General features: G+C 54.8%; 12 protein-coding genes. 5 read left to right on the forward strand and 7 right to left on the reverse strand.

What is annotated here, in order from left to right:
- Window positions 1–7 precede the first annotated feature (7 nt).
- Together AC01ZF_RS01520 and AC01ZF_RS01525 are read right to left on the reverse strand one after the other, a co-directional pair.
- Complete coding sequence (locus AC01ZF_RS01520) at window positions 8–928, reverse strand: cytochrome c biogenesis CcdA family protein (RefSeq protein WP_424674539.1); 921 nt, start codon at window positions 926–928, stop codon at window positions 8–10.
- Entirely contained in the window at window positions 925–1,230 is a 306-nt protein-coding gene (locus AC01ZF_RS01525; protein WP_476575060.1) for a hypothetical protein, read from the reverse strand. Before AC01ZF_RS01525 ends, AC01ZF_RS01520 begins: the two co-directional genes overlap by 4 nt.
- A 220-nt stretch (window positions 1,231–1,450) precedes the next feature.
- Here AC01ZF_RS01525 and AC01ZF_RS01530 point away from each other — a divergent pair, with 220 nt between their 5' ends.
- Complete coding sequence (locus tag AC01ZF_RS01530) at window positions 1,451–2,584, forward strand: glycosyltransferase family 4 protein (protein ID WP_424674541.1); 1,134 nt, start codon at window positions 1,451–1,453, stop codon at window positions 2,582–2,584.
- Between the two features lie 31 nt (window positions 2,585–2,615).
- Here AC01ZF_RS01530 and AC01ZF_RS01535 read toward each other — a convergent pair whose 3' ends face one another.
- From AC01ZF_RS01535 to AC01ZF_RS01550, 4 genes are all read right to left on the reverse strand, one after another.
- A complete protein-coding gene (locus tag AC01ZF_RS01535) occupies window positions 2,616–3,188 on the reverse strand; it encodes a hypothetical protein (RefSeq protein WP_424674542.1) in 573 nt (190 codons plus the stop codon).
- Window positions 3,189–3,625: 437 nt separating this feature from the next.
- Entirely contained in the window at window positions 3,626–4,036 is a 411-nt protein-coding gene (locus AC01ZF_RS01540) for a hypothetical protein (RefSeq protein WP_476575061.1), read from the reverse strand.
- Between the two features lie 193 nt (window positions 4,037–4,229).
- Window positions 4,230–4,328 carry a helix-turn-helix domain-containing protein gene (locus AC01ZF_RS01545; protein WP_428113270.1) on the reverse strand — a complete coding sequence of 33 codons (99 nt, stop codon included), beginning with the start codon at window positions 4,326–4,328 and terminating at the stop codon, window positions 4,230–4,232.
- 96 nt (window positions 4,329–4,424) lie between these two features.
- Entirely contained in the window at window positions 4,425–5,006 is a 582-nt protein-coding gene (locus AC01ZF_RS01550) for a PH domain-containing protein (protein ID WP_424674544.1), read from the reverse strand.
- Window positions 5,007–5,268: 262 nt separating this feature from the next.
- Between AC01ZF_RS01550 and AC01ZF_RS01555 the strand changes: the two genes are divergently transcribed.
- From AC01ZF_RS01555 to AC01ZF_RS01565, 3 genes are all read left to right on the forward strand, one after another.
- Window positions 5,269–6,150 (forward strand): alpha/beta fold hydrolase, encoded by an 882-nt coding sequence (locus AC01ZF_RS01555; RefSeq protein ID WP_424674545.1) that lies wholly within the window; start codon window positions 5,269–5,271, stop codon window positions 6,148–6,150.
- An 80-nt stretch (window positions 6,151–6,230) separates the two neighbouring features.
- A complete protein-coding gene (locus AC01ZF_RS01560) occupies window positions 6,231–9,047 on the forward strand; it encodes a helicase C-terminal domain-containing protein (protein WP_424674546.1) in 2,817 nt (938 codons plus the stop codon).
- A gap of 314 nt (window positions 9,048–9,361) precedes the next feature.
- Window positions 9,362–10,657: a PQQ-dependent sugar dehydrogenase gene (locus tag AC01ZF_RS01565; RefSeq protein WP_424674547.1), complete on the forward strand. Its 1,296-nt coding sequence runs from the start codon at window positions 9,362–9,364 to the stop codon at window positions 10,655–10,657.
- A 26-nt stretch (window positions 10,658–10,683) separates the two neighbouring features.
- On the opposite strand, the gene AC01ZF_RS01570 is transcribed toward AC01ZF_RS01565, so the two are convergent.
- Window positions 10,684–11,457, reverse strand: coding sequence for an alpha/beta fold hydrolase (locus AC01ZF_RS01570; RefSeq protein ID WP_424674548.1), 774 nt, complete (start codon window positions 11,455–11,457; stop codon window positions 10,684–10,686).
- Window positions 11,458–11,556: 99 nt separating this feature from the next.
- Here AC01ZF_RS01570 and AC01ZF_RS01575 point away from each other — a divergent pair, with 99 nt between their 5' ends.
- The gene (locus AC01ZF_RS01575) at window positions 11,557–12,207 is read left to right on the forward strand and encodes a Crp/Fnr family transcriptional regulator (protein WP_424674549.1); all 651 of its coding nucleotides are present in this window, start codon (window positions 11,557–11,559) and stop codon (window positions 12,205–12,207) included.
- Window positions 12,208–12,214: the final 7 nt, after the last annotated feature.

Consider the following 12,214-nt stretch of genomic DNA (forward strand, 5'->3'; position numbering starts at 1 on the left):
AGTACCTCTATAGTCCAAACAGTCGACCAATTGCCGATTCGATCTCCACCCACCATTGCGCCATCGGTGTTGCGTTTGCTTGTTGTGAAATCCATTCAAGTCGTCCGGTCGCCAGGAGCACTCCCATCACAACCATTAATGCGCCACTAAGCAGGCTGGTCGTATGGAGAAACAACTCGCGCCCGAACACATTGACCGTAAAACCACGCCCACGCAAGAAGCGCCAGGCCCGCGAGCCGGTGCCGAGTCGGTGGAAGAAGGTTGCAATTAAGATCAGCGGTAAACCCAACCCTAGCGAATAAATGAATGCCAACACAGCGCCTTGCACAACGGCGATGTCGCTGGTAGCCGCTAACAGGGTCAACAACGCTCCCAAAATCGGCCCGACACATGCCGTCCAGCCAAGGGCGAAGGTTGCCCCATAGAGGTACGATCCGGCAAATGTGGCCGCTGGCCGCTCTTGCAGTTGCGGCCCGGCAAAACCTTTACCGAGCATGCCCATCACGCCGAAACCGATAATGATCAAGCCGCCCCAAAATGTGAGTGCGCTCCGGTTGGCAAAGAGCAGGCTACTCAGCGCAGTCGCACTTGCCCCTAGCAAGGTCATCGTAGTGGCGAGACCGAGAAAAAACGCGATTCCCATCAAGGCAATCCGCGCCCGCCCGTGCCCGCTGGCTTGGAAGGTAAAGGCGAAATAGGCCGGCAAGATCGGTAACGTACACGGCGAAAGAAAACTAAGCACGCCGGCCAAAAAAGCCGGAAGCGCCAATACCAGCACACTACCGCTGCCGGTGAGAAAGCGGGTTTGCTCACCCGCATCAATACTGAGCGCGACCAAGATCAAAACGAGCAATATTCCCACTACTGCCAAGGCTATTAGACTACGCTTGCCAAACCGGCGCGGTGAATCAATCGGTTGCAGTGTCATGCACTCCTCGCTTGCAAGGTTCGACCAGTAGTGAAGCGAGGAGCAGTCCGCCGAATTCGGACTGCTTCCTCATCACGTACCGGCGTCATGCCGGTGAAATGAAGGATATCGGCTACTACGTCGTAACGATACCGAAAGCGCTCCCATTGACCAGATGTATTCCGGTGGAGCAAGGTTACGCGCCAACACATATTCTCGGCGTCATACTCTTCAGACTCAATCCAAACTAGCGCTCCGGTAGGAAAGATCGTTGCTAATCGCTGATAGCACGCATTGCGACCGGTCGCCAGTTCATCAGCCATATGTACTACCTCCCAAAAACGAAACAACATTGCGCGTACCAATTTTGACAGCTATCTACATTATTTATTATACCGAGTCTGCACAACGATGGTAGGGCGACCCGGCAACATTTAGCCAACAGTTAGCCAATACTTAACTAACCCTGCATACCCCCTTAATACGATCATTGTATCGTAATGGTAATAATCATACATGCCTTACGCGTCTGGAGTTGATGCCATGCGTGTGGCGCTCATTGCCGAGACGTTTCTCCCCGATGTCAATGGGGTAACGACAACACTTTGTCGCCTCCTGGAGTATTTACAGCGCACCGGTCACGAAGCTGTGCTATTCGCACCCCAAGGTGCGCCGGCAAGTTATGCCGGTACAGAAGTCGTACCGCTCAGCGGCATACCGTTACCGCTCTACCCTGAAGTCAAACTCACCCCACCACAACCCGGCCTAACGGCCCGCTTGCGTAGTTTTCAACCCGACGTCGTGCATTTAGTCGGACCGGTAGTGTTAGGGGCAATTGTCCCCGGTATCGTCCGTCGGCTCGGACTACCTCTGATCGCCTCGTACCACACCGACTTTGGAGCATACAGCCGACATTACGGTTTCGGTTTTTTACAACACGGCGTCAATGCCTGGCTGCGCTGGATTCACAATCGTTGCCGGATGAATCTTTGTCCTTCGAGTTTTACCCTCAACGTCCTCCGTGCCGCCGGTTTTCGCCGCTTGCGGATTTGGGGACGCGGCGTTGATATCGAACGGTTCCACCCGCGCTATCGTAGTGAAGCGTGGCGGGCCGCTATCGGGACACAACCGGGTGAGCGGGTCGTGCTCTATGTAGGTCGGGTAGCCGCCGAAAAGCGGGTTGATCTGTTACCGGAAGCCATCCGCGGCCTACCGAACGTCCGCCTCGTGATTGTCGGCGATGGTCCCTTCCGTGCCGAGTTGCAGCGGCGTTGCGTTGGTCTGCCGGTGCGTTTTACCGGTTATCTTAAGGGAGAGGCTTTGGCGGTAGCTTATGCGAGCGCCGATGCGTTTGTCTTCCCCTCCGATACCGACACCTTCGGACAAGTTATTCAAGAAGCGATGGCATCCGGTTTGCCGGTCGTGGCTGCACGGGCCGGTGGTGCGATCGATCTGGTACGCCACGGCTACAACGGGTATCTGTTTACTCCCGGCGTTGTTACCGATCTGCGCGCCCGCCTCCGCGAACTACTCGCCAACGACAGCCGTCGGATCACACAGGGGCTGGCCGGACGCGTTGCTGCCGAACGACGATCGTGGCCGAGTGTGATGGATGAACTCATGGGGTATTACACGCGAGCAATGTCGCATCGCCGCTTGGGAAGACGACCAGGTTAGCGCCACTACGCTATGAATAACTGCACTCGACCTAGGGTGACGTTGAGACGAGATCGGCTTCGAGGGCCAAAATATCGATCCGCGAACGGCGCACTTCGATCCAATCACCGGGTGTGAGTCGCTCACAGCCGATCAGATCGGCAATGCGCGGCGCACTGAGCGTGGTGCGCAAGCCAATTGTTACCTCATCTGCCAGCCCGATGACTAACTCGGTGTAGAGCGTCTCGAACGGGAGATGTGAGCGCTGCACTTCCCATGCTTCTGTCTCCATCACTTGACCATAAACCACCGGTTCACTGAGCGGCATCGTCGGTGGATTCGTTGACGATACGAAACCGGCCCGTATCGGTGGCGTTTGGAGATGAATGGTACTCAGCGCGCAGAGCAGCCGTACAATGACTACCTGACCGACCAGCCGCGGATCGACGCGGTGGTGGCGATCAACCAGACAAAGCTGCGTACCCGGTACAGTATCCGGCCCAACCTCCAGCAGCGTTACGACAATCTGCGGCAAATAGCGTTGGCCGTCAGGGTGTAGCGCACCGGGAATAAACTGCTCGTAACGGCAGCGGAGGGCAAGACGATTCAAAGCGCGAAACCGCATTATTAACCTGCTTTCCAGAATATACACGAATGTGCGCACGGTTCTGTTCCTGCCTCGATTGCACCACGCAATCGTACCTGACAGGCGTCACTTTCGCGTCCCTAACATCATCGGTCAAGTTCTCGCCATTACCGGCCGAACTCGCCACGGGTAGAGTAGTTTCGGTTGCCAACCGTGCAAGGTTATCCACTGCATGGTAATCGCGGTTGTGTCCGGTATGCAGTATCGGACACGTCCATCTGCGATCTGACGATGCAAATACTTCATGGTTTGCGACGCACGCTGCACAGGTGGCTAATCGGATCAAAGCGATCTGCGATAGTGAGTTGAAAACCGTAGCACTGCACCTTGTATACACGTTGCGTGCGAAACTTCCCAAAACCAATGCCAATACATGCATACAGTCGGGCAATCGTCGGTGTCGCTTGGACACGGTTTTAGCAGATGGGCACATTTGTCCCCTTAGGCAACGACGCATGTGGTTTTAATGCAAGATTTACGTTAGCTGCGGCGATGTTGCGACTCAAGCGGCGACAGCGAATGTGAGGACGGCGCAGTGCGGCTGTCTGTGATTTCGGCGCGTGGAAGATCTCACCTATTGAAAGCGTTGCTGCTGCCTTCACACCGAGATCAACGCCGACAATGCCGTTCTTTGTGCGTGTTCTGTCGTGGGTGTGATCCAGTAGGGCAACCGGCAGAGTGGCAAACCGGCGGTCAGCAGTACGTGAAACCATTGCACCGAGGATTTTTCCTGCAAAGCGTAACGTCTCGTCCATTGCTCCCTCGCCGATGTTCGGCAGCCGAATCAAAAATTGCCAACCGGTCATCGGCAACGTAGAGACTATCACGACACTTACATTTTTTCTTGAAACGCGGGGCATACACTTGTTTAGCCACCTTACTATCGGTAACGTACCGCCACCAAACCTTTATAAGATGTGCATCCGCAAGCCATAGGAATTGTCGATCCTTGATGGTGTTACATTGCTTTTTCAACGCCATCACATTCGGTCTTAACCCTGCTGCATATTGTCCCAATGCTCAATTCCAGACAAACCTGGCTGGACCACAGGCGCGTTTGAAGTACTCTGCCTGTTGAAGTGTTGGAGATAGGGCAATTCGATGAGACAGGCACGGCATCTTCGGTTGCTCAGACAAGCACAACGACACGTTGTTGTCTATATATCGCAAGGGTTGTAATTTGCGATGTTTCTAAATACACGAAAGACCACACTTTCAAACATTAGAGTTTACCTCCGTCAATGCCTGCATACGGCTTGTAGCCGCAGCCAGTCGCTGTTCGTTGAGTGCAGTTATAAAGTCACGCGGTCGATCTGGGCTAATGATCACGACCGAAGCATCATACCGGGCAATAGCTACGAGCCGGCGCCGGTTCGTGGCAAATAGCGTGACTTTACCGTAAGGATCAAGGTGAAATGGTCCTTGATAGCCGAATACACCGGGGTTGAAGGCAAAACGCAACCCGAATCGGGGCATATCGGCCAACACTGTCGCCAGAGATACACCACTGATCTGATCGAACGAGATACGCACTGCCGGCGCCCAGCGCCGTTCAATCACCAGCGTATCGGCGTCGATCCGATACGCTTTGGGCTGAAACGCATAACTCAAGAGGAGAAACAGTGCAAGTGCTCCAGCTAATCCCAACGGTACCTGTAAGCCGTTCCAGCGAAGATTGGCCAGATAGGCGAAGAGCTGTGGTAACACGAGCAGACCGCCGGTGTAGGCCAAGCCATACGTTACTTTGACGGCATATTCATCGAGTGGCGCCGGGATAAAACGGTTTGGTGACGACATAATGACTTCCAGTAGCGGCAGAAACGTCGTAGCTCTGCCAAGCACAGGTACGTGCGATCCGATAGCCGAAGCCACGCTTCGAGTGTTGATCGACTCCTGTAGAGCATTATACCCTGTCAGTGGCCGATACGGATTCTTTGCATATAAAACATATCATTGCATTTTATTTAACGGTATCGCATAATAGCATCACATCCGACATTCTCGCCGGCATCCTCAAGCATTATTGGCGCAACGATTATCAACAGGAATATATACAGCGATGACGTACAAATCGCTATTACCACTCCTACCGGTTCAACCAACCTTTTTTACATGGCGAGATGAAGAGGTTGCCATGTACCAGGCCGGCACCGGTCAACCGGTATTGCTCATCCACAGCATCAATGCTGCTGCATCGGTTTTCGAGATGCGTGAACCATTTCAACGGTTAAGCCAGCACTTTCAGGTGCATGCCTGCGACCTGTTGGGCTACGGAAACTCGAGCCGCCCACAATGGCGTTACCGCGCTACGATCTACGTCGATCTGATCCAGGCATTGATCGAACGTATCGGCACTCCAACTGCCCCAATTGCCGTGATCGCCAGTTCACTCGGCGCCGCTTACGCGGTTGTAGCCGCAGAACATCGGCCTGAATTGGTCAGTCGGCTGGTCCTGATCTGTCCAACCGGGATCGGTCAACTCGACCGTAGTCCCGATATTGGTGCGTATACGATCTACCAATACCTTCGCAGCCCAATCGGCAGGATTCTCTATCGGCTCCTCACTACGCGCACCAGCATTCGTCTTTTCCTCACCAGACAGGCCTACGCCAATCCGGCAAACGTCACCCGTGAACGTATCGAGACATACTACCGCACCTGTCGTCAACCCGGAGCTTACTATGCTCCGATCTGTTTTCTTAGTGGGCTGCTCAACTGCAACATTGCCCAAGCATTTGCCCGGTTGACAATACCAACCCTCCTGGTCTGGGGCAGCGATGCAACCATCAGTCCGTTACGGCTGGTCAGTAATTTTGTTCGTAGCCGTACCGGGGTCAAGGTGGTCACGATCGCACAAGCTAGTCTGCTGGTGCAAGACGAGCAACCGGAAGCATTCATCGCACAGGTTACGCCTTTCTTGGTCGGTAACACGTCACGTTGACGCACAACACCGGCTGGGGCGTGGTACAATTGGGCCACGCCAATCGGCACGCAAGCTCCTAGCCCAACAGCGATCTGTGCATGAACAACCGTATTTACGTTGCGATTGATGTTGAAACGACCGGTCTGCAAAGCGGTCTTGATGAAATTATCGAAGTAGCTGCCGTTACCTTTCGTGGACGCGACATTCTCGACCGCTTCGAGCGGCTGGTTCGCCCACGACAATCGGTGCCACTCAAAATTATGCGCTTGACCGGCATTGATCCGGCGGCGCTGGCGCAGGCTCCTCGTTTCAACGAAATTGGCGCCGATCTGGCCCGCTTTATCGGTAATCGTCCGATTGTTGGCCATTCAATTGGGTTTGATCTGATGATGCTGCGGGCGCAGGGTATGAATTTCAACCAGCCTATCTATGACACGTTTGAGCTGGCGACCCTCCTCTTACCGCAAGCAACAAGCTATAAGTTATCGGCATTGGCCGCCCAACTCGGTATTCCTCATCCTGATGCCCATCGTGCCCTTAATGATGCTGAGGTCGCGGCCCAGCTCTTTGCGGTGCTGAGTGAGCGTATGCTCCAACTCGATCTGACGACGTTGGGTGAGATGGTGCGATTGATGAGCAAGATCGGGTTGCCATTACGCGATCTCTTTGAAGAAACCTTGCGCCAAAAGGCGCGGAATGCTTTTCTCGAACCAATCGCTGCGCCACCGGAACCAGTCGATGCGCTGACTCCTGAACCACCGCCTTTACGGCCAACCGGTGATCAGCGTCCGCTCGATCTCGACGCCATCGGTGCATTCTTTAGCCCCGATGGCCCGTTCGGTCGGACCTTCCCCGGCTACGAAGCGCGTCCGCCCCAAGTCGAGATGGCTCGCGCAGTAGCCGCAGCATTCAACAGTAGTGAGCCATTAATGGTAGAAGCGGGTACCGGTACCGGGAAAAGTATGGCCTATCTTGTGCCGGCCACGTTGTACGCAACCCAACGTGGCGAGCGCGTGGTGATTTCGACCAACACGATCAATCTGCAAGATCAACTTTACAATAAAGATATTCCCGACTTGCAACGAATCTTTGCCGCTGCCGGTTTGCCACCGTTCCGGGCTGCTCTGCTCAAGGGGCGGAGCAATTACCTCTGCCTCAAACGCTACCATGAATTACGTCGTAGTGAGAACCTTACGGTCGAAGAGGTTCGCGCGCTGCTCAAGATTCAACTCTGGCTCCCCACCACCACTAGTGGTGATCGCACCGAATTACCGTTGATCGACCGTGAACAGGTGGTTTGGAATAAGCTGAACGTGACAGTGGAAACATGCACCGGTAGTCGTTGCCCGCATTTTCGTGAGTGCTATTTCTTCCGCGCCCGCCGGGCCGCCGAGGCAGCCCACTTGGTGGTGGTGAATCATGCGCTCTTGATTGCGGATTTGGCAGCAGCGTCGCAAGTGTTACCACCTTACGATCACCTGATTATCGATGAAGCGCATAACTTAGAGGATGTGGCAACCGATCAGCTCAGCTTTAATCTCGACCAAGCCGGCTTGCTGAAGTTTCTCGATGATCTGTTCCAGACCGGTGGCGTGCAGGTGGTAAGTGGCTTGCTGAGCGAGTTGCCGACGGTGTTGAATGAAATCGGTGGCGGTGGTGCGGCTGGTGAACGGATCAATGCAGCGATTGAACGGATGCGTCCGACGTTAATTCGAGCCCGTACTGCGGTCTACGATTGTTTTAACCTGCTTACCCGCTTCGTCCAGCTTGATACCGAGACTGGTCAATACGATCCGCGCTTGCGGTTGACGAAGAGCGTGCGGCAGCGGCCGGAATGGCAAACGATTACGCAGGCTTGGCAGAATTTGAACGATATACTGGCCACGATTGGCAACGAACTGGCCGTGATTGAAGAGCAGGTGCGTGAGTTGAACGAGACAACCGGCGAACTTAACGATATTCTGGTACGTACCGAGGTGCTACGCCGGTTTGCGACTGATGTTCGGGTACGTAGCGGTCACATCATCTTCGGCGATGATGATAGTATCTGCTGGTTGACGTATGATCGTCAACGCGATACGCTTACGCTAACGGCAGCCCCACTGAGTGTAGCAGAGATTTTGCAGAGCCAACTGTTCGCACAAAAGCAGACGAGTATTCTCGCTTCGGCTACCTTGAGCATTACCGGCAATTTCAGCTTCGTCAAGAGCCGGATCGGGCTTGACGAATGCACCGAGCTGATGCTCGATTCGCCGTTCGATTATACTCAGCAAGCGCTGGTCTATATTCCCAATGATATTCCTGAACCGAATCAGCGTGGATATCAGCAGATGATCGAGCAGGCCATCGTCGATCTAGCCGTGGCTGCCGAGGGGCGGATGTTGGCATTGTTTACCGCATCAAACGCATTACGCCAAACCTACACAGCTATTCAAGAGCCGCTTGAAGACCACGGGATCGGGGTTATGGCCCAGGGGATTGACGGCTCGCGACGGGCATTGGTTGATCGCCTTAAGGAGTTTCCTCGTTCGGTGCTGCTCGGTACGAACAGCTTCTGGGAAGGGGTAGACATTGTTGGCAACGCGCTATCGGTGCTTGTGATTACGAAGCTCCCCTTCGCTGTACCAACCGATCCGGTGGTGGCAGCGCGGAGCGAGCAATTCGCCGATCCGTTTAACGAGTACAGTGTACCACAGAGTATTCTGCGGTTTAAGCAGGGTTTTGGGCGTTTGATCCGCTCGCGTGACGATCGTGGGATTGTCGTAGTGCTCGACCGACGCCTGCTTACGAAGAAGTATGGGCAGCAATTCCTCGATTCATTGCCACATACGCGGGTACGGACCGGGCCGTTGGCACATCTGCCAGGATTGGTAGCGCGATTTTTGCAACGCAATGGCGCAGAGGATGTAAAGTAGGGGCGCGGTGTGCTGTGCCCTCGCCTGCCCAGATTGGTTGTGCAACGCAACGGCGCAGAGGATGTAAAGGAGGGGCGCGGTGTGCTGTGCCCTCGCCTGCCCGGATTGGTTGTGCAACGCAACGGCGCAGAGAAAGGAGGGGCGCGGTGTGCTGTGCCCTCGCCTGCCCGGATTGGTTGTGCAACGCAACGGCGCAGAGAAAGGAGGGGCGCGGTGTGCTGTGCCCTCGTGTATCGTGCTTTTTGAAAAGCACCGTTCGCATGTGGTATGAATAACGTAGGAAGATCGTTATCAATCCATAAGATAGGAACCACATGCGCTACACAATTTGGTTAATCGTTCTTGGTACTATCGCTCTAACGGCTTGTACCGTCGCCTCCAACAACCCAACTGCACAACCCACCTGGCCGCCCACGGCATCGGTCGTCACGCCAACCGTTCCTACCCCAACTCCTACCCCAACCGTGCTAGCAACCCTGGCACCTATACAGCCATCGGTAGCTCCACCCACATCCGCACCGATAGCGGCCATCGATCCGACCACCCTCACCTATTCGCTAGAGATGATTGCCGATAACTTTCGTCGCCCAACCCACCTCACGAACGCTGGTGATGGTAGTCGACGTTTATTCGTAGTTGAGCAGGAAGGGCAGATTTGGGCTATCCACGATGGACAACGGCTCAGCGAACCGTTTCTCGATCTGCGCGCGCAAGTGGGATCGCGCGGAAACGAGCAGGGCTTACTGAGTATCGCCTTCCATCCTCAATTTGCCAACAATGGTCGCTTTTTTGTCAATTATACCGACCGAAATGGTGATACGGTCGTTGCTGAATACCGAGTCAGTACCGACCCCAATCGGGCCGATCCGGCGAGTGCCCGCGAATTGCTACGGATCGACCAGCCGGCAGCCAATCACAACGGCGGTTTACTCTTGTTTGGCCCAGATGGTTATCTCTACATCGGTACAGGTGATGGTGGCGGCGCCGGCGATCCACTCGATGCCGGACAACGGCTCGATACGCTGTTGGGTAAACTCTTACGGATCGATGTTGATAATGGCCAACCGTATGCTATTCCTACCGATAACCCCTTCCTCAACCGCAACGGTGCTTTACCGGAGATTTGGGCTTACGGCTTACGTAACCCATGGCGTTTTACCTTCGACGCGGTCGATAACATCCTCTTTATCGCCGATGTTGGTCAAAATGCGTGGGAAGAAGTCAATGCTGTACCGGCGAATGTTGCCGGCCTCAATTATGGTTGGCGATTGATGGAAGGTGAACAATGCTACCGACCGGCGACGTGTGATCAGAGCGGGTTGGTCATGCCGGTCGCCGTCTATCCACACGACAGCGCCATCGGTGGTTGTTCGGTAACCGGCGGTGAAGTCTATCGCGGTATACGCCAACCGGCACTCACCGGCATCTACTTCTATGCCGATTTTTGTACCGGTAATCTGTGGGCCTTGTGGAGGAATACGGACGAATGGCAACACGCACTGGTAGCGCGCCTGAACCTTCAGACGACCTCGTTTGGGTTAGATGAAGATGGCGAGATCTATCTGCTCGACCGTGCCGGCGGTGTGTACCGACTCGTAGCGGTTGACTGAACCGGCACGTTAGTCGCTACCGAACACTACAGCGCTAGCTGGGCGAGAAACTGTCGGATCAGCCGGATCAGTGCTTCCGGTTGATCCTCTTGGATCGCATGGCCGCTATTAGTTACAAACTCAAGCCGACAATTGGGGATAGCTGCGGCCAATCGCTGCACATCAGAAGGTAGATTGTTCCGTTCACCATCACCGTTGATCAGCAGTACCGGACAACGAATACGAGACGCTGTCTGGAAGCAAATATCACCGCCGGCTGCGGCAATTGCCTGTGCAGCATGGACCCAACCCTCGATAATCGCTTCAAACTGTTCGGAGCCGTGCAGTTCTATAATCTCTTGTCGCCAACTTGGGCGCCGTTCGACCCACGCCGTTGCCGGTAGCCAATCTTGCACGGCATTGACCATCGCTTGACTCATCACACCAGACACGCCCCACGCAACCACGCCGCGAAGCACATCAGGCCGGCTTGCCGCCAAGATCAGAGCACTCTCCCCACCATCACTAAAGCCCATTACAACTACCGGTCCTGGCTGAATGAGATCGAGCAGTTCAGCCATATCGGCAGCATCACGTTGGTAAAAATCAGGCGGGAAGGTACGGTTGGGTGGCCGGCTCGCGCCGTAACCGCGCAGATCGGGAGCAATGACGCGATGATCGCGACTCAGATCATCGATCAGTAATCCCATATGGGTGCGAGCAGTACCAACAAAGCCATGTATGAGTAACACCGGCGGCCCACTCCCAAGATCGTGATACGCGATTTCTGCGCCGTCATGAAGCGTAACGCGATGCTGCATAAACATGCCTATAATGATGCAAAGTAGCTTATGGCTAAACGATATACCCAAAATGCGAGTGTTGTAAATAATACACTACCTCAGACTGTGAGCACGATAATGACAATTGAGAACCTGCGCTCGATCCCATTATTTTCTAGCCTCGATGAAGCAACTCTGGCCGACACCGCACAGCGAGCCCAGATTTGCCACTATCGCCCCGGTCAGCATATCATACACGAAGATCAACCGGCTCACGCGATTTTCTTTGTCCTGCGCGGTCGGGTACGGTTATCGCGCACGGCGCCTGACGGTCGTGAACAGGTACTGGCGATGGTTGGGCCGGGCGCATACTTTAACGCTGTACCAATCTTCGACAGAGGGCTTAGTCCGGCGACAGCACGAGCAATGAGTCATGTGACCTGTGTGCTTCTTGCCCGTGATGATCTGTTAGCCCTCATCCGCAAACATCCCGACTTAGCGCTGGCAGCCCTCGCCGATCTTGCCGGTCAATTGCGTGAGTTGGTGACGTTAGTCGAAGATCTCGCCTTTCGTTCAGTACGCGCACGCCTAGCCCGCCTCTTACTCGCTGAAGCGACAAGTGGTACTGCTGAGGTGACCCAACAGGAATTGGCCGAACGCACCGGTACGGTTCGCGAAATTGCCGGTCGTGCGTTACGCCGGATGGCCGAAGAACGCCTCGTGAAACTCGAGCGGGGCCGGGTGATCGTACTAGACCGAGCGCGCTTGGCCCAGGTCGCTGAGGAGTAGGAGCGAT

This window comes from Chloroflexus sp. (assembly GCF_056331925.1).